The organism is Curvibacter sp. APW13 (assembly GCF_032337135.1).
Taxonomy (GTDB): domain Bacteria; phylum Pseudomonadota; class Gammaproteobacteria; order Burkholderiales; family Burkholderiaceae_C; genus Allorhodoferax.
The window spans coordinates 153,423-169,015 of sequence record NZ_JAVXZZ010000002.1; the positions used below are offsets into that span (position 1 = coordinate 153,423).

Sequence of the window (15,593 nt, forward strand, 5' to 3'; positions counted from 1 at the left end):
GCCGGAATTTTCAGTGAAATTGGGCTCTGGCCCAGGTGAATATTGCGTAGGCAGCTACAAGAACTGTAGCAAGTCAAGCGGCCAGTGATTCCGCCCAGGCCAGGGCCTCGAGGTGCGCCATGTTCACCTGCACCCCGGTCAGGCCCAGCGCCGTGCTGGTGCGCGCGAACGCAGCATCGTCGTTGTTCTCGCAGGCCAGCGTCAGTTCCAGGTAGTCGGCCAGGACCCCGCGGCGGTGCAGCAGGGCGTCGGTCACCGAGGTCGGCAAATTGAGCGTACCCAGGGCCGTTTCCATGGGTACGCCCAGCATGGTGTCGAGCAGGGAAAAGACCCCGACCACGAAGGCGTTGTCGCTTTCCTCGGCGGGCAGGGATTGCTGGGCCAACAATTCCATGAGGCGACCACGCAGCACGGCGGTGGAGCCCACGGCGGCGGGTGTGTTGCCGCCGGCCGAGGTGGTGAGCAGCAGTGCCGCCCACTTGAAGAGGCGGTTCAACCCCAGCAGCATGACTGCGTGGCGGAACGAGGTGATTTCGTTGCGCAGGCCAAAGCCGGCCGAATTGATGAAGCGCAGCAGGTTGAAGGACAGGGTGGGGTCGTGCTTGAACACTTCCTCGATCTCGTCGGTGCTGGCCTGTCGGCGCACCAGGTTGATGAGGTGCAGGATATGGGCCTGGCCGGGACGGATGGTGTGACCATCCAGTAGCATTGGCTTGGCAAACCAGTAGCCTTGGAACAGGCCCACGCCCAGCGACTGCAGGGCGTCGAACTGCTCGGCGGTCTCCACTTTTTCCGCCACCAGCATGGCCTGGCTCTTGGCCTGTGCCAGTTTGATGAAGGAAGCCAGCGCCTCGCGCTTGAGGATGCTGAGGTCGAACTTGATGAAGGAGGCCAGTGGCAGCCAGGCCTCGTAGGCCTTGGTCAATACCGAGTAGTCCATGGCGAGACGAAAACCGCGCTGGTGCATCTGCTGCAGTACCGGCAGCCGGGTCGGGATCTGGTCCACCTGGGAGATCGGCAGCGGTGGGATTTCCAGCACCACCTTCTGCGGAGCCACGAGGTCAAGGTGACCACCTGCGAGGCTGTCGTGGGTGCAATTCACGAAGTACACCGCGCGGGTTCCCATCGTGCTCTCGGACGCCGTCGACAGCGCATTGAACAGCATCTGGGCGTCGGTATGGGCAGTATGGGCGTCTGCGGCCACGGAGCGGTCGAACAGCTCGTATCCGAACACCTTGCGCTGGGCGTTGACGATGGCCTGGTGGGCAATGGCCATGGTGCCGGCGGTGGCGGCAGCTGCTGCCTGTGTGGGAGAGACTGGGTTCATAGCGTGCGTCGAAAAGACTGCGGGCCATTGTAGTGGGGCATGAAAACCTACAATCAGCCCCTTTGCAGCTTCTGGAGTTTGGACATGGCCTTGTATTCGCTCGATGGCGTAGCCCCGCAGGTGGCCGAGTCGGCCTGGGTGGCAGACAGTGCGCAGGTCATGGGAAAGGTGGAGCTGGCGGCCGACAGTAGCGTCTGGTTCGGTGCCGTGGTACGTGGCGACACCGAGAGCATCCGCATCGGCGAGCGCACCAACATCCAGGATGCCAGCGTGCTGCATGCCGACCACGGCAAGCCGCTGGTCATCGGCGACGACGTGACCGTCGGCCACCAGGTGATGCTGCACGGTTGCACCATCGGCGACGGCTCGCTCATCGGCATCGGCGCGGTGGTGCTCAATGGCGCCGTCATCGGCAAGGGCTGCATCGTCGGTGCTGGCGCATTGGTCACCGAGGGCAAGGTGTTCGAGGACGGCAGCATGATCCTCGGTAGCCCGGCCAAGGCGGTGCGGCAGCTCAGCGCGGAGCAGCAGCAGGGGCTAAAGATGAGCGCGGCGCACTACGTCCACAACGCCCAGCGCTTCAAGGCCGGACTCAAGAAGATCGATTGAACCGGGCCCCGCAGGGGCGGTTCCAACCATAGGGAGGACGCACATGTCCGAATTGCACAAGTTCATTTTTGAAGGCTTGCCGGTGCGCGGTGCCCTGGTGCGCCTGACCGGTGCCTGGCAGGAAGTGCTGCAGCGCCGTGCAGCCAATACGCAGACCGGGCCCTACCCGGAGCCTGTGCGTACCGTGCTGGGCGAGATGTCCGCCGCGGCGGTGCTCATGCAGTCCAACATCAAGTTCGACGGCGCGCTGGTGCTGCAGGTGGCCGGCGACGGGCCGGTCAAGGTGGCCGTGGTCGAGGTGCAGCCGGACTTCAGCTTCCGTTCAACGGCCACCCTGGCGGGTGAAGTGCCTCCATTAGCCACGCTGGGCGAGATGGTGAACCAGCATGGCAGCGGCCGCTGCGCCATCACGCTGGACCCGCGCCAGCGCCTGCCCGGTCAACAGCCCTACCAGGGCGTGGTACCGCTGACCGATGACGACGGCCGCGCCTTGCCCGACTTTGCAGCGGTGTTGCAGCAGTACATGCTGCGCAGCGAACAACTGCAGACTACGTTGGTGCTGGCGGCCGACGACCACATTGCTGCCGGGCTGCTGATCCAGCGCCTGCCGGTGCAGGGTGCCGGCAACCTGGAAGGAACCCAGCAGGCAGACGCAGCCGCCATGGAGGAGCACTACAACCGCATTGCTACCCTGGCGTCCAGCCTCAAGCGCGAGGAACTGCTCACGCTGGATGCGGACACCGTGCTGCGGCGCCTGTTCTGGGAAGAGACGCTCAACCGCTTCGAGCCCCTGGTGGGCGACAGCGGCCCGCGCTTTGCCTGCAGTTGCAGCCGTGAGCGCGTGGGAAAGATGATCCTCGGTTTGGGACAGGAAGATGCCGAGGCGCTGGCTGCCGAGCGAGGCCATATTGAAGTGGGCTGCGAGTTCTGCGGCAAGCAGTACCGGTTCGATGCCGTGGATACCGGCGAGGTATTCACCGAAGCGGCCCGTTTGGGCAGCGGCGGCACCCAGGCCCACTGAGGGCTGAACTCAGGCTGTTTCGTTGGTCAGTCCGCGAAACAGCCGGTGCTCGCACTGCGCGTCGGAGCAGCGCTCGCACATCCACTTCCAGGGCGTGTGCGCTGCAGTGGCGTCACTGGGGCTCCTCAGCAACTGCCGATCAATGATGCGTAGGGCAGCTTCCAGGCGCGCGCTGCCTTGTCCCAGTACCAAGGAAAACGCGGTGCCGGACTGCACCAGCACGTCGCGCATGCGTTGGTCAAAACGCTGGCGTGCCCCTTCACCATCGCGCAGGAAACCGTCGGCCACCCAGGGCAGGTCGCAACCCGTCAACAGCGTCAGTGCATATTGCTTCTGCCAGGCCAGCGCCTCGGGGTACAGGCTGGTGTCGTCGTAGACCAGTTCGCTGTAGACCGCGGTGACCAGGGGTGTGGTATCGCATACGACCCACGCGTGGCTTGCCAAGGCTGTCTCCATGGCCTGCTGCTGAGCACAGGCAATGCCTCGCTGTTCATCGGCGCGAGGGATGCGTCCGTTTCGTTCGCACCAGATCCGCAGCTGCTCGTCCACGGTCGTGGAGGACTGGCCGCGGGCAAGCAATGCCTGGGTCAACTGGGAAGCAAGGCTGGATTTGCCGGTGCATTCGGCACCGAGGATGGCAATGGCACGTGGTGCCGATGCCGGGGGCAGGAGGCTCACTTGGTGAGCTGGACAAAGATTTCGTTGGGCTTGACCATGCCCAACTCCATCCGCGCTTTTTCTTCGATCATTTCCAGACCCTCCTGCAGGTCCAGGATCTCCGCCGCCAACCGGTCATTGGCCAGTGATGCCAACTGGTTCTGCGCCTGCTGCTCCTTGAGCTGCTGGCGCAGTTTGGACACACTGGGGAGGCTGCCGCGCCCGAACCACAACTGGCCATGCACAACGAGCAACAGCGCGATCAGGACGGCTGGGACTAAGCGTTGTGACATGGTAGGTCTGTGATTCAGGCGAGGGCCGATTATCAGCGCAGGTTGTAGAACGCGCTACGGCCGGGGTACACGGCCACGTCGCCCAGGTCTTCCTCGATGCGCAGCAGCTGGTTGTACTTGGCCATGCGGTCGGAGCGGCTCATCGAGCCAGTCTTGATCTGGCCGGCGTTGGTGCCCACGGCGATGTCGGAAATGGTGGAGTCTTCGGTTTCGCCCGAGCGGTGGCTGATGACGGCGGTGTAGCCGGCACGCTTGGCCATCTCGATGGCGGCGAAGGTCTCGGTCAGGGTGCCGATCTGGTTGATCTTGATGAGGATCGAGTTGGCGATGCCCTTGTCGATGCCTTCCTTCAGGATCTTGGTGTTGGTCACGAACAGGTCGTCACCGACGATCTGCACCTGCTTGCCCAGGCGGTCGGTCAGGATCTTCCATCCGTCCCAGTCGCCTTCGGCCATGCCGTCTTCGATGGAGACGATGGGGTACTTGTCGCACCAGGTGGCCAGGATGTCGGTCCATTCCTGGCTGGAGAGCACCAGGCCTTCGCCTTCGAGGTGGTACTTGCCGTCCTTGTAGAACTCGGAAGCGGCGCAGTCCAGGCCCAGGGCGATCTGCTCACCGGCCACATAGCCGGCCTTGTCAATCGCTTCCAGAATCATCTGGATCGCTGCTTCGTGGCTGGCCACGTTGGGGGCAAAGCCACCTTCGTCGCCCACGGCCACGCTCATCCCCTTGTCGTGGATGATCTTCTTCAGGGCGTGGAAGGTTTCGGCACCCCAGCGCACGGCTTCGCGGAAAGTCGGTGCACCCACGGGGATGATCATCAACTCTTGCAGGTCGAGGTTGTTGTTGGCGTGGGCGCCGCCGTTCATGACGTTCATCATGGGCACGGGCAGCTGCACAGCGGCCATACCACCGAAATAGCGGTACAGGGGCAGGCCGGCTTCTTCCGCAGCAGCGCGGGCGACGGCCATGGACACGGCCAGCATGGCGTTGGCGCCCAGGCGGCTCTTGTTGTCGGTGCCGTCGAGGTCAATGAGGGTCTTGTCCAGGAAGGCTTGCTCGGAGGCGTCCAGGCCCAGCACCGCTTCGGAAATTTCGGTGTTGATGTGCTCGACGGCCTTCAGCACGCCCTTGCCCAGGTAGCGGCTCTTGTCGCCGTCACGCAGTTCAATGGCTTCGCGCGAGCCGGTGGAGGCGCCCGAGGGCACAGCCGCACGGCCCATGGTGCCGGATTCCAGCAACACATCACATTCCACGGTGGGGTTGCCGCGGGAGTCCAGGACTTCGCGACCTACGATGTCAACGATTGCGCTCATTTATCTTCCTTTACGAATCAAAAAGTCAAAACTCAAAAAACCGGGGCGTCCACGCCTTCGACCAGCACCAGGTTGAAATGGCTGGTGGCGCCGAGCCGCTTCTGACGGGCCTGCTGGTACATCTCACCCTCGTACCAGGCTTTGGCCTGGGCGAAGCTCGGAAAGCGCAGCACGGCCATGCGCGCCGGCTGCCACTCACCTTCCATGGCTTGCAGCTGGCCGCCGCGCACCAGGTACTCGCCGCCAGCGGCCTGGATCGAGGCCGGTGCGGCCGCCATGTACTGCTTGTACGCGTCCATGTCGCTGATGTTCATGTCGACGATGACGTAGCCATAAGCCATGGATCGTGTTCCTTCAGGTGTTGAAAACGTCTTCGAGGAACGGGTTGCGCTTGGCCACATCGTCCAGCTGCACCAGGGTTTGCAGCAGCGCCTTCATGTGCTTGAGTGGCACGGCGTTGGGGCCGTCGGACCAGGCCTCCGCAGGTTTCGGGTGGGTTTCCATGAAGAAACCCGCCACACCCGCCGCGGCACCGGCGCGCGCTAGGACCGGCACCATGTCGCGGGCACCGCCGCTGCTGGTGCCCTGGCCGCCGGGCTTCTGCACCGCGTGGGTCACGTCGAACACCACCGGCGCACCCGATTTGCGCATTTCCGCCAGGCTCACCATGTCGGCCACGAGGTTGTTGTAGCCAAAGCTCACACCGCGCTCGCAGGCCAGAAAGCGGTCTGGTGACAGACCGGATTCCTCGGCGGCAGCGCGGGCCTTGTCGATGACGTTCTTCATGTCCCAGGGCGCGAGGAACTGGCCCTTCTTGATGTTCACTGGCTTGCCGGACTTGGCCACGGCGCGGATGAAATCGGTCTGGCGGCACAGGAAGGCAGGTGTCTGCAGTACATCCACCACGCTGGCCACTTCGGCCACCTGAGTCTCATCGTGCACATCGGTCAGCACCGGCAGGCCGGTCTGGCGGCGCACCTCGTCAAGAATCTTCAGCCCCTTCTCCATGCCGACACCCCGCAAGGTGGCGCCCGAGGAGCGGTTGGCCTTGTCGAACGAACCCTTGTAGATCAGCGGAATGTTCAGCGCCGTGCAGATTTCCTTGAGTTGTCCGGCCACATCCAGCGACATTTCAAGGCCCTCAATGGAGCAGGTCCCTGCGATCAGGAAAAAGCGTTGATCGAGTCCGACCTTGAATCCGCACAGTTCCATGGTGGTTCCTCAGGCGGCGCGCTGGGCCTGGTGGTCCAGTGCGGCACGGATGAAGGCGTTGAACAGCGGGTGCCCATCCCAGGGGGTGGACTTGAACTCGGGGTGGAACTGCACACCTACATACCAGGGGTGAACGGGCTTGGGGAGCTCCACGATCTCCGTGAGCTTCTCACGCTGGGTAAGTGCCGAGATCACCAGCCCGGCCTCTCGCAGTTTGTCCAGGTAGTTCACGTTGGCCTCGTAGCGGTGGCGGTGGCGCTCCGTGACGACGTCACCGTAAATGGCGTGGGCGATGGTGCCCTGGGCCACGTCCGAGCTCTGCGCGCCCAGGCGCATGGTGCCGCCCAGGTCGGAGTTCTCGTTGCGGGTCTGGATGGAGCCGTCGGCATCTTTCCACTCGGTGATGAGGGCGATGACGGGGTTGGCACAGGAGGGATCGAACTCGGTGCTGTTGGCCTCCTTCAGGCCAGCCACATTGCGTGCGAATTCGATGGTCGCCACCTGCATGCCGAGGCAGATGCCCAGGTAGGGAGTCTTGCTCTCGCGGGCAAAGCGCGCGGTGCTGATCTTGCCTTCCACGCCACGCTTGCCGAAGCCGCCGGGCACCAGGATCGCGTCGTACTTCGAAAGTTGCTCCGCTGCGTTGGAGTCGATGGTTTCGGAGTCCACGTGTTCGATCTTGACGCGCACATGGTTCTTCATGCCGGCATGGCGCAGGGCCTCGTTGACCGACTTGTAGCTGTCGGTCAGGTCCACATACTTGCCCACCATGGCGATGGTGACTTCACCGCGCGGGTTCTCGGTCTCGTAGACCAGGTCATCCCATCGCTTGAGGTTGGCCGGGGGAGTGTTGAGGCGCAGCTTGTCGCAGATCAGGCCATCGAGCCCTTGCTCGTGCAGCACGCGCGGCACCTTGTAGATGGTGTTCACGTCGGGCATCGAGATGACGCCCCAGCTCGCCACGTTGGTGAAGAGCGAAATCTTCTCGCGCTCATCGTCTGGAATGGAGCGGTCGGCGCGGCACAGCAGGGCGTCGGGCTGGATACCGATTTCGCGCAGCTTCTGCACCGTGTGTTGGGTAGGCTTGGTCTTGAGTTCACCGGCCGCGGCAATCCAGGGCAGGTAAGTCAAGTGCACGAAGGCGGTGTTGTTGGGGCCCAGCTTCAGGCTCAGCTGGCGCACAGCTTCCAGGAACGGCAGGGACTCGATGTCGCCCACGGTACCACCAATCTCGACGATGGCCACGTCCACGGCGTCGGCCTCGCCCATGCGGGCACCGCGCTTGACGAATTCCTGGATCTCGTTGGTGACGTGGGGAATGACCTGCACGGTCTTGCCCAGGTAGTCACCGCGGCGTTCCTTGTCGAGCACGCTCTTGTAGATCTGGCCGGTGGTGAAGTTGTTGGCCTTGCGCATCTTCGATTCGATGAAGCGCTCGTAGTGGCCGAGGTCGAGGTCGGTTTCGGCACCGTCGTCGGTCACGAAAACTTCACCGTGCTGCAGGGGCGACATCGTCCCCGGGTCGACGTTGAGGTAGGGATCGAGCTTGATGAGGGTGACTGTCAGGCCCCGCGATTCCAGGATCGCAGCGAGGGAGGCAGAGGCGATTCCCTTACCCAGGGAAGACACCACACCGCCGGTGACGAAGACAAATTTGGTCATGTCCGGGCGAACGCCTTGCGTTCGATGAGGTGGTAAAGCGAGATTATACGTGGCCCCCACGCTCCGCCGCTACGCGGGTCGCTGCCCCCCATGGGGGCCTTCGCGCCTTGGGGCGGCCCGGCGGCGCTCATTGGTCGCTTCGAACCACGCAGTTTGGCTCTGCTACATTGCGCCTTTTGTTGCAACAGCAGGGCTTCAGCCATGGAACTGGCGGGAAAACACATTGTCTTGGGTCTCAGTGGCGGGGTGGCCTGCTACAAATCGGCCGAGTTCTGCCGCTTGCTGGTCAAGGCCGGCGCGACCGTGCAGGTGGTGATGACCGAAGCTGCCACGGAGTTCATCACGCCAGTCACCATGCAGGCGCTCAGTGGTCGCGTGGTGTGCACTTCGCAGTGGGATGCCGCCACGCCCAACAACATGCCCCATATCAACCTGGGGCGAGAGGCCGACGCCATCGTCATCGCCCCCTGTAGTGCGGATTTTGCGGCCCGTCTGGCCACTGGCCGGGCCGACGAGGTGCTGAGCCTGATGTGCCTGGCACGCCCGCGCGACACCGTGCCCTTGCTCCTTGCCCCGGCCATGAACCGCGAGATGTGGACGCACCCAGCCACCCAGCGCAACTTTGCGCAACTCCAAGCCGATGGCGCCCACGTGCTGGGTGTGGGGTTCGGCGAGCAGGCCTGTGGCGAAACCGGTGACGGCCGCATGTTGGAGCCGTCTGAACTGTTGGACGACCTGATTGCCTTCTTCCAGCCCAAGCTGCTCGCAGGTCGCAGTGTGCTGGTGTCTGCCGGCCCCACCTTCGAAGCCATTGACCCGGTGCGCGGCATCACCAACCTGTCCAGCGGCAAGATGGGCTTCGCCATCGCGCGGGCCGCCCGCGAGGCAGGGGCCGACGTGACGCTGGTGGCAGGCCCTGTCGCACTGGCTACGCCCCGTGGGGTGCGTCGCATCGACGTGCGCTCGGCAGTAGAAATGCTTGCAGCCTGCGAAGAATATGCACAAGGCGCTTCTGTTTTCGTAGCAACTGCTGCGGTGGCCGATTGGCGCGTGGCGCAGGCCAGTGACCAGAAGATCAAGAAGGATGGCAGCGGTGCAACGCCGACGCTGAACTTTGTCGAGAACCCGGACATCCTGGCCACCCTGGCGGCCAGCGCCCGTGCCCGCAGCGGCTCGCTCTACTGCGTGGGATTTGCCGCCGAGAGCCACGACCTGCTGGCCCATGCCACCGCCAAACGTGCGCGCAAGAACGTTCCCCTGCTGGTAGGCAACATTGGCCCGGCCACCTTCGGGCAGGACGACAATGCCCTGCTGTTGGTCGATGCACAGGGCGCAACTGAATTGCCTCGTGCGTCCAAACTGTCCCTGGCGCGCCAGTTGGTGGCCGCCATTGCAGGCCGTTTGCCTGCTGCAACCCGTTGAGAGAAGCCCATGAAAGTTGACGTCAAGATCCTGGATCCCCGCATCGCCGAACATATGCCCACCTATGCCACCCCGGGGAGTGCCGGGCTGGATCTGCGCGCCTGCCTGGATGCCCCGCTGACGCTGGAGCCCAATGCCTGGCAGCTGGTGCCCACCGGCATGGCCATGTACCTGGCCGATCCCGGCTACGCGGCGCTGATCCTGCCGCGCTCGGGGCTCGGGCACAAGCACGGCATCGTGCTCGGCAATTTGGTGGGGCTGATCGACAGTGACTACCAGGGGCAGCTCATGGTCAGTGCCTGGAACCGCAGCGATGTGGCCTTCACCATCCAACCCATGGAGCGCATTGCACAACTGATGATCGTTCCGGTGGTGCAGGCCCAGTTCAATCTGGTACAGGATTTCCCTGCATCGGAACGTGGTGAGGGCGGTTACGGTTCCACCGGAAAGCACTGAGAAGGTTCAGTGCAGCGAGCCGCTGCCGGGCGCGTGGCTGTGCGGCGCCTGGATGCGGAAGAATCCGCTGCCGGTGCTGCCTTGGCCGATTTCGGCCTCGGTTGCTTCACGCACCGCTTGCACCTTGACATGCAGGCGGATGGCAATGCCCGCCAACGGATGGTTGCCGTCGAGCACCACATGTTCCGGATAGATGTCGGTGACACAGAAAAGGGCATTCTTTGGTGCGTCGGGATTGCAGCCAGCGGGCAGCGCTGAGCCTTCGAACAGTTGGCCTTCTTCGAGTTCCTTGGGGAACAGGGCACGCGGCTCCAGGAAGATGAGCTGGTCATCGAAGTCACCGAACGCCTGTTCGGGTTCGATCTGCAGTTCAACCGAGGCACCTGGGGTATGGCCCAGCAACGCTTCTTCGATGACGGGAAGGAGGTCATTGCCACCGATGAGGAATTCGACCGGTTCGTCGAGCACGTCCAGTACTTCGCCCAAGGTGTCTTTCAGCGTCCAGGTCAGGGCAACGACGCATTGTTGTGTGATTTCCATCGCACAATTGTCGCAGCTTGTGCCATTCATGGCAGAAAGGGCATGCACATGACATCCGAACCCCCATCGGCCAATGAATCATCTCCGCCACTGCAGGCGCCGCAGGGGCTCGCAAGCGGTCGGTTTTCCGGGCCCAGCGAGTTTGCACAATGCCTGCGTGATGCACTTTCGCAGGCGGCTGCGCAGGGCTGGCCTTGGATGGTCTGGTCTGATCCGGATTTTCACGATTGGCCCCTGGGTGAGCGCTTGGTGGTGGAACAGCTCAATGCCTGGGCTCACGCGGGTCGCCACTTGCGCATGCTGGCACGCCGTTACGATGATGTGGTGCGTCTGCATCCTCGATTTGTCACTTGGCGGCAGCAGTGGGATCACCTGATCGAATGCCGAGTGTGCAGCCATGTGCCGGGCCTGGAGTTGCCCAGTGTGCTGTGGGCTCCCGACCATGCGGTGCTGCGGATGGACTTGGAACGCAGCATTGGCTGGCGAGGAGGTGAACGCCAGCGGCTGGTGCAGATCGGTGCTGAAGTGCAGGAGTGTTACCAGCACGGATCTGTGGGCTTTCCCGCAACGACTTTGGGACTGTAGAAACCCTTAGGGGGTTTTCCCTAGGAGGGTGCTATGAGTTTTGTATAATCCCGCGCTTCAGTGCAAGGAGATCGAATGCTTTGTGCTGGAGTCTGGGTGGCTTGCCACCTCGACAATTTCCGGAAATTGTTTCGTTAACTCACTTTGGTATTTAAAACATGAACAAGTCTCTCGTTCTGGCAGCCGTGATCGCTGCTGCTGCCCTGGCTGCTTGCGGTAAGAAAGAAGAAGCTCCTGCTGCTGCTCCCGCTCCTGCTGCTGCTCCCGCTCCCGCTGCTGCTCCCGCTGCTGACGCTTCCGCTCCTGCTGCTGCTCCCGCCGCTGCCGCTTCCGAAGCTCCCAAGCAGTAATTTCTGCCGCGACGCAAAAAGCCACCCTCGGGTGGCTTTTTTTTCGTCGCTAGCCGCCGCCTGCGCGGCGGACACATGGCAATTACTTGATGTCGGCTGCGAGCACCGAGAGGATGCGCTTGGCGTTCTCTGTAGTTTCTGCAGCGCCGCTCTCATTGAGAACCGTCACCAGAGATACGCCTGACTTCTCCTGGACCTGAATCTGGTACTTGACCGGCCCCTTGGCATCCTTGGAGCTGGAGAAAAGCTTGGAGAAGAAGCCCGGTTCGCTGCCTTCTGGGGTCAACGGGACGTAGCGCACAAAGTAAATTCCGCGCTTGCGGTCCCGGTCCTCTACCGTGAACCCTGTGCGGTCCAGCGCCAGCCCGACGCGACGCCAGCTGCGGTCAAAGTTTTCGTTGATGGTCATGGCCGCCTGGCCGTCCACCGTGGCGACCGACGAAACCGGCTTGTTGGCCGCAGCCGCCGCCACCGTCGACTTGGCCTGCTCAGGGGCTACACCGAGCTTCACCATCAACCGACGCAGGAATTCGGCTTCCAGTTCGGGGTCTACTGGGCGGGGCTGCCACACCGTGGCACCACGGCCTTCGCTGGTATAGACCTCGATCATGCCGCGGTGGCTGATGTAGATCTCAGTGGCACCGTCGCTGTTGCGCTCCAGCCGCGTGCGGAACTTGTCACGCTCGGGGGTCGAGTACAGGGCGTCGATCAGTTTACCCAGCGAGTTGCGGATGAAATCCATCGGCAGCTTGGCGCGGTTTTCCGCCCAATCGGTTTCCATGATGCCGAGGTTGGCCTGGTCCATGGCCAGGTTGAAGCCGTTTTCCTGCCAGAAATCCTTTACAGGCTCCCACAGGGCATCAGCCGGGCGGTTGACCACCAGCCAGCGCTGACTGCCCGAGCGTTCGATGCGCACGTCGCCGAGGCTGACGGCTGCTATAGGTACCTTGTTGGTCCCATTGGCCACCGTGGTGGTACCGGACGCCGAGACGCCCCCGTCGACAACCGCATAGCGCGTGTCCTTGGACAACTGGGTCAGATCCGGTGGCACGACCAGCGGAGGCGCTTTGGCGGGCGCACTCTTGTAATCGACCTTGTCGGTCTCCAGGGCGGAACACCCGGACAGGGCTGCGGCAGCGATGCCGATCAGGACGAACGAAGAATAGGGCTTCACAAAAACCTCAATATCAAGCAGGAAGCGTTCAGACCAGACCGCAGGACTTCAACACCGGTCCCAAGGCCTGTTGACCCGCTGCAGTCAGTGGGGTGAGCGGCAGGCGCAGGGCGTCCTTGCAGTGGCCCATGCGGGCCACGGCCCACTTCACGGGGATGGGATTGGACTCCACGAACAGCGCCTTGTGCAGGGGCAGCAACTGCATCTGGATTTCCATGGCACGAGCGACGTTTCCGGCAATCGCCGCCATGCACAGCTCGTGCATCAGCTTCGGTGCCACGTTGGCGGTCACGCTCACATTGCCATGGCCACCGCACAGCATCAGGGCCACGGCCGTCGGGTCGTCACCGGAGTAGATGGAGAAGGACTTGGGGGCTTCCTTGATCAGCCACTGGGCGCGCTCGATATTGCCGGTGGCTTCCTTGATGCCGACGATGCCGGGCACCTGCGCCAGGCGCAGCACGGTGTCGTGCGCCATGTCGGCGACGGAGCGGCCAGGCACGTTGTAGAGGATGACGGGCAGGTCGCCCGTGGCCTCGGCAATCGCCTTGAAGTGCTGGTACTGGCCTTCCTGGGTGGGCTTGTTGTAGTAGGGCACGACCTGTAGCTGGCAGTCGGCACCGACTTTCTTAGCAAACTGGGCCAGTTCAATGGCTTCTCGGGTCGAGTTGGCGCCGCAGCCCGCCATGATCGGCACGCGGCCAGCAGCCTGTTCCACGGCGACGCGGATGATCTCGCAGTGTTCTTCCACGCTCACCGTGGGCGATTCGCCCGTGGTGCCGACCACGCCGATGCAGTCAGTGCCTTCGGCAATGTGCCAGTCGATGAGCTTTCGCAGCGCGGGGTAGTCCACGGCTCCGTCATCGAGCATGGGGGTGACGAGGGCGACGATGCTGCCACGAATGGGGCGAAAGTTAGCGGTCATATCAGCGTGTTATCGGGAAAGGTGCATTCTACCCAGTACCCCAGGGGGCGGGAACTACAGAAGGTAAACGGGAGGTAATGCTGGCGGTTGACCGTTCTGGACTTCGCGCACGGCGGCGATCCGCTGCACGAAGCGCGCCGGTTGCTCCAGGGTGCCCTCTTCGAAGGCGACGATGCGCAATCCGGCGCAGACCTGCAGCAATTCGGCCCGTTGCAGCAGGAAGTCGGGGCGCGACGGGCGGCCCACGGTTTCGTTGCCGGTGGAAAAGGTTTCATACAGCAGCACACCACCGGGCGCCAGACTGGCCAGCAGGTGTCCCCAGAGTGGCCGCCAGAGGTAGTTGGTGACCACCACGGCATCGAATTCCTCGTGGACGCCCGCTGCCTTGGCAAGCGGCCACGGGCCCTGTTCGATATCCGCCTGAACCAGGCGGGCTGCCGGAACCTGGCCACTCGCAGCCTGGGTGTCAATGTCGATACCGGTGACCGCATGGCCGCGCGCGGCAAACCAGGCCAGATGCCGGCCGCCGCCGCAGGCCACGTCCAGCACCGTACCGCCGGAGCGCACCAGGTGCGACCAGCGCTGCACCCAACCGGAGGGCGGCGCCATGGCAGTGTGCGGGGCGGGCGTGGTCATGGGTTTAGAAGCAGGCCCAGATCTGGTTGGCCATCTGCACCATGAAGTCCGGCTGCAGGTACAGGGTCGATACCGCCAGCAGCACCAGCGTGATCAGGGGCCAGACCAGACGTTGCATGGCCTTCAATGTGCCGGCGCCGTGCGGGCGATGGCGCTTTCGCGAACCGGCAGGTTCACCAAGGCGGCAAAGACGCCCAGCGCGATGGCCATGTACCAGACCACGTCGTAGCTGCCGGTGCGGTCGTACAGGTAGCCGCCAAGCCAGACGCCCATGAACGAACCGATCTGGTGGCTGAAGAATACGAAGCCCCCCAGCATCGAGAGGTGCGCCACGCCAAAGATCTGGGCGATGACCGCATTGGTCGGCGGAATGGTTGAAAGCCACAGTACGCCCATTACCGCCGCGAAGAGGTACACGCTGGTGGGGCTGAGCGGCGCCAGCAGGAACAGGCTGATGGCGACCGCGCGGCCGAAGTAGATGAAGGCCAGAATGTGGCGTTTGGCCAGTTTCTGCCCCAAGGCACCCGCGGCATAGGTGCCGAAGACGTTGAACAGGCCGATCAGCGCCAGGGCATAGCTCGCTACCTGCGGCGACAGGCCCTTGTCCTTGAGGTAAGAGGGCATGTGCACGCCGATGAACACCACCTGGAAGCCGCACACGAAGTAGCCGGCCATGAGCAGTTGGAAGCTGGGGTACTTGAAGGCTTCCTTGAGTGCCTGCCACACGCTTTGCTGGGCGTTGCTGCGTGCCAGCGACTGCGATGACTCCCGCAGACCCAGTGCCACGGGAATCATCAGCAAGCAGGCGGCGGACAAGGCCACCAGCGCTTCCTGCCATCCCAGGGTGGAAATCAGAAAGCCTTCGGTCGGCACCATGAGGAACTGGCCGAAGGACCCGGCGGCCGCGGCCACACCCATGGCCCACGAGCGCTTTTCCGCCGAGACGTTGCGGCCGATCACCCCATACACCACCGCGTAGGTGGTGCCTGCCTGTGCGGCGCCGATGAGCACGCCGGTTGTCAGGGCAAACAGCACCGGCGTGGTGCTGGTGGCCATGCCGCTCAGGCCCAGCGCGTACAGCACCGAGCCACCCATGATGACCCGCGCGGCACCGAAGCGGTCGGCCAGCATGCCGGCAAAGATGCCGCAGAAACCCCAGGCCAGGTTCTGGATCGCGATGGCAAACGCAAAATGCTCGCGCGTCCAGCCCTGGGCCTGGGTGATGGGTAGCAGCCACAGCCCAATGCCGTGGCGGATGCCCATGGAAAGCGTCACGATGATGGCACCGCAGGCCAGGACCTGGGTGGTGGAGAGGCTATGGGGGGTGGAGCGGTGCATGCGGCAACTGTAGCGCGGATGCGGCAGTGCAGCACGCGGCTGGGATATTGGATCGAGGTTAGACTGTATA

18 protein-coding genes are annotated in these 15,593 nt (G+C 63.4%); 6 read left to right on the forward strand and 12 right to left on the reverse strand.

The window, feature by feature from the left end:
* Positions 1-73: 73 nt before the first annotated feature.
* Positions 74-1,327 carry an EAL and HDOD domain-containing protein gene (locus tag RQP54_RS09045; protein WP_315677920.1) on the reverse strand — a complete coding sequence of 418 codons (1,254 nt, stop codon included), beginning with the start codon at positions 1,325-1,327 and terminating at the stop codon, positions 74-76.
* Between the two features lie 84 nt (positions 1,328-1,411).
* Here RQP54_RS09045 and RQP54_RS09050 point away from each other — a divergent pair, with 84 nt between their 5' ends.
* A complete protein-coding gene (locus RQP54_RS09050; protein ID WP_315678806.1) occupies positions 1,412-1,936 on the forward strand; it encodes a gamma carbonic anhydrase family protein in 525 nt (174 codons plus the stop codon).
* 43 nt (positions 1,937-1,979) lie between these two features.
* Positions 1,980-2,957: an Hsp33 family molecular chaperone HslO gene (locus RQP54_RS09055; RefSeq protein ID WP_315677921.1), complete on the forward strand. Its 978-nt coding sequence runs from the start codon at positions 1,980-1,982 to the stop codon at positions 2,955-2,957.
* A 9-nt stretch (positions 2,958-2,966) separates the two neighbouring features.
* Here RQP54_RS09055 and RQP54_RS09060 read toward each other — a convergent pair whose 3' ends face one another.
* Genes RQP54_RS09060 through RQP54_RS09085 form a run of 6 tightly spaced genes read right to left on the reverse strand, consistent with a single transcriptional unit; the run spans position 2,967 to position 8,097 of the window.
* Positions 2,967-3,635 carry an ATP-binding protein gene (locus RQP54_RS09060; RefSeq protein WP_315677922.1) on the reverse strand — a complete coding sequence of 223 codons (669 nt, stop codon included), beginning with the start codon at positions 3,633-3,635 and terminating at the stop codon, positions 2,967-2,969.
* Complete coding sequence (locus tag RQP54_RS09065) at positions 3,632-3,907, reverse strand: septum formation initiator family protein (protein WP_315677923.1); 276 nt, start codon at positions 3,905-3,907, stop codon at positions 3,632-3,634. Before RQP54_RS09065 ends, RQP54_RS09060 begins: the two co-directional genes overlap by 4 nt.
* Before the next feature lie 32 nt (positions 3,908-3,939).
* Positions 3,940-5,223, reverse strand: coding sequence for a phosphopyruvate hydratase (gene eno, locus RQP54_RS09070; RefSeq protein ID WP_315677924.1), 1,284 nt, complete (start codon positions 5,221-5,223; stop codon positions 3,940-3,942).
* Positions 5,224-5,255: 32 nt separating this feature from the next.
* Positions 5,256-5,564 (reverse strand): DUF1330 domain-containing protein, encoded by a 309-nt coding sequence (locus RQP54_RS09075; RefSeq protein ID WP_315677925.1) that lies wholly within the window; start codon positions 5,562-5,564, stop codon positions 5,256-5,258.
* A 13-nt stretch (positions 5,565-5,577) separates the two neighbouring features.
* Positions 5,578-6,435, reverse strand: a complete 858-nt coding sequence (kdsA, locus tag RQP54_RS09080) for a 3-deoxy-8-phosphooctulonate synthase (protein WP_315677926.1) — start codon at positions 6,433-6,435, stop codon at positions 5,578-5,580.
* Between the two features lie 9 nt (positions 6,436-6,444).
* A complete protein-coding gene (locus tag RQP54_RS09085) occupies positions 6,445-8,097 on the reverse strand; it encodes a CTP synthase (protein ID WP_315677927.1) in 1,653 nt (550 codons plus the stop codon).
* Between the two features lie 201 nt (positions 8,098-8,298).
* Between RQP54_RS09085 and coaBC the strand changes: the two genes are divergently transcribed.
* Positions 8,299-9,519, forward strand: a complete 1,221-nt coding sequence (coaBC, locus tag RQP54_RS09090) for a bifunctional phosphopantothenoylcysteine decarboxylase/phosphopantothenate--cysteine ligase CoaBC (protein WP_315677928.1) — start codon at positions 8,299-8,301, stop codon at positions 9,517-9,519.
* Between the two features lie 9 nt (positions 9,520-9,528).
* On the forward strand, positions 9,529-9,975 hold the full coding sequence (dut, locus tag RQP54_RS09095) for a dUTP diphosphatase (RefSeq protein ID WP_315677929.1): 447 nt from the start codon (positions 9,529-9,531) through the stop codon (positions 9,973-9,975).
* 6 nt (positions 9,976-9,981) lie between these two features.
* On the opposite strand, the gene RQP54_RS09100 is transcribed toward dut, so the two are convergent.
* Positions 9,982-10,515, reverse strand: a complete 534-nt coding sequence (locus RQP54_RS09100) for a peptidylprolyl isomerase (RefSeq protein WP_315677930.1) — start codon at positions 10,513-10,515, stop codon at positions 9,982-9,984.
* Between the two features lie 48 nt (positions 10,516-10,563).
* Between RQP54_RS09100 and RQP54_RS09105 the strand changes: the two genes are divergently transcribed.
* Both RQP54_RS09105 and RQP54_RS09110 read left to right on the forward strand, forming a co-directional pair.
* Complete coding sequence (locus RQP54_RS09105; RefSeq protein ID WP_315677931.1) at positions 10,564-11,100, forward strand: hypothetical protein; 537 nt, start codon at positions 10,564-10,566, stop codon at positions 11,098-11,100.
* Between the two features lie 158 nt (positions 11,101-11,258).
* Positions 11,259-11,450: a hypothetical protein gene (locus RQP54_RS09110; RefSeq protein WP_315677932.1), complete on the forward strand. Its 192-nt coding sequence runs from the start codon at positions 11,259-11,261 to the stop codon at positions 11,448-11,450.
* A gap of 82 nt (positions 11,451-11,532) precedes the next feature.
* On the opposite strand, the gene bamC is transcribed toward RQP54_RS09110, so the two are convergent.
* The 4 genes from bamC to RQP54_RS09130 all read right to left on the reverse strand — a co-directional run bounded on the left by bamC (position 11,533) and on the right by RQP54_RS09130 (position 15,523).
* Positions 11,533-12,624, reverse strand: coding sequence for an outer membrane protein assembly factor BamC (gene bamC, locus RQP54_RS09115; protein ID WP_315677933.1), 1,092 nt, complete (start codon positions 12,622-12,624; stop codon positions 11,533-11,535).
* Between the two features lie 28 nt (positions 12,625-12,652).
* Positions 12,653-13,549 (reverse strand): 4-hydroxy-tetrahydrodipicolinate synthase, encoded by an 897-nt coding sequence (gene dapA / locus RQP54_RS09120; RefSeq protein ID WP_315677935.1) that lies wholly within the window; start codon positions 13,547-13,549, stop codon positions 12,653-12,655.
* Positions 13,550-13,603: 54 nt separating this feature from the next.
* Positions 13,604-14,185 carry a class I SAM-dependent methyltransferase gene (locus RQP54_RS09125; protein WP_315677936.1) on the reverse strand — a complete coding sequence of 194 codons (582 nt, stop codon included), beginning with the start codon at positions 14,183-14,185 and terminating at the stop codon, positions 13,604-13,606.
* A 123-nt stretch (positions 14,186-14,308) separates the two neighbouring features.
* Positions 14,309-15,523: an MFS transporter gene (locus RQP54_RS09130; RefSeq protein WP_315677937.1), complete on the reverse strand. Its 1,215-nt coding sequence runs from the start codon at positions 15,521-15,523 to the stop codon at positions 14,309-14,311.
* Positions 15,524-15,593: the final 70 nt, after the last annotated feature.

Bases quoted from the DNA above. Each gene is read 5' to 3' on its own strand.
- RQP54_RS09130 (WP_315677937.1), bottom strand. From the start codon at position 15,523: ATGCACCGCTCCACCCCCCATAGCCTCTCCACCACCCAGGTCCTGGCC.
- RQP54_RS09110 (WP_315677932.1), top strand. From the start codon at position 11,259: ATGAACAAGTCTCTCGTTCTGGCAGCCGTGATCGCTGCTGCTGCCCTG.
- dut (WP_315677929.1), top strand. From the start codon at position 9,529: ATGAAAGTTGACGTCAAGATCCTGGATCCCCGCATCGCCGAACATATG.
- RQP54_RS09105 (WP_315677931.1), top strand. From the start codon at position 10,564: ATGACATCCGAACCCCCATCGGCCAATGAATCATCTCCGCCACTGCAG.
- RQP54_RS09125 (WP_315677936.1), bottom strand. From the start codon at position 14,185: ATGACCACGCCCGCCCCGCACACTGCCATGGCGCCGCCCTCCGGTTGG.
- dapA (WP_315677935.1), bottom strand. From the start codon at position 13,549: ATGACCGCTAACTTTCGCCCCATTCGTGGCAGCATCGTCGCCCTCGTC.
- RQP54_RS09065 (WP_315677923.1), bottom strand. From the start codon at position 3,907: ATGTCACAACGCTTAGTCCCAGCCGTCCTGATCGCGCTGTTGCTCGTT.
- RQP54_RS09075 (WP_315677925.1), bottom strand. From the start codon at position 5,564: ATGGCTTATGGCTACGTCATCGTCGACATGAACATCAGCGACATGGAC.
- coaBC (WP_315677928.1), top strand. From the start codon at position 8,299: ATGGAACTGGCGGGAAAACACATTGTCTTGGGTCTCAGTGGCGGGGTG.
- kdsA (WP_315677926.1), bottom strand. From the start codon at position 6,435: ATGGAACTGTGCGGATTCAAGGTCGGACTCGATCAACGCTTTTTCCTG.
- RQP54_RS09050 (WP_315678806.1), top strand. From the start codon at position 1,412: ATGGCCTTGTATTCGCTCGATGGCGTAGCCCCGCAGGTGGCCGAGTCG.
- RQP54_RS09055 (WP_315677921.1), top strand. From the start codon at position 1,980: ATGTCCGAATTGCACAAGTTCATTTTTGAAGGCTTGCCGGTGCGCGGT.
- RQP54_RS09100 (WP_315677930.1), bottom strand. From the start codon at position 10,515: ATGGAAATCACACAACAATGCGTCGTTGCCCTGACCTGGACGCTGAAA.
- RQP54_RS09085 (WP_315677927.1), bottom strand. From the start codon at position 8,097: ATGACCAAATTTGTCTTCGTCACCGGCGGTGTGGTGTCTTCCCTGGGT.
- RQP54_RS09045 (WP_315677920.1), bottom strand. From the start codon at position 1,327: ATGAACCCAGTCTCTCCCACACAGGCAGCAGCTGCCGCCACCGCCGGC.
- eno (WP_315677924.1), bottom strand. From the start codon at position 5,223: ATGAGCGCAATCGTTGACATCGTAGGTCGCGAAGTCCTGGACTCCCGC.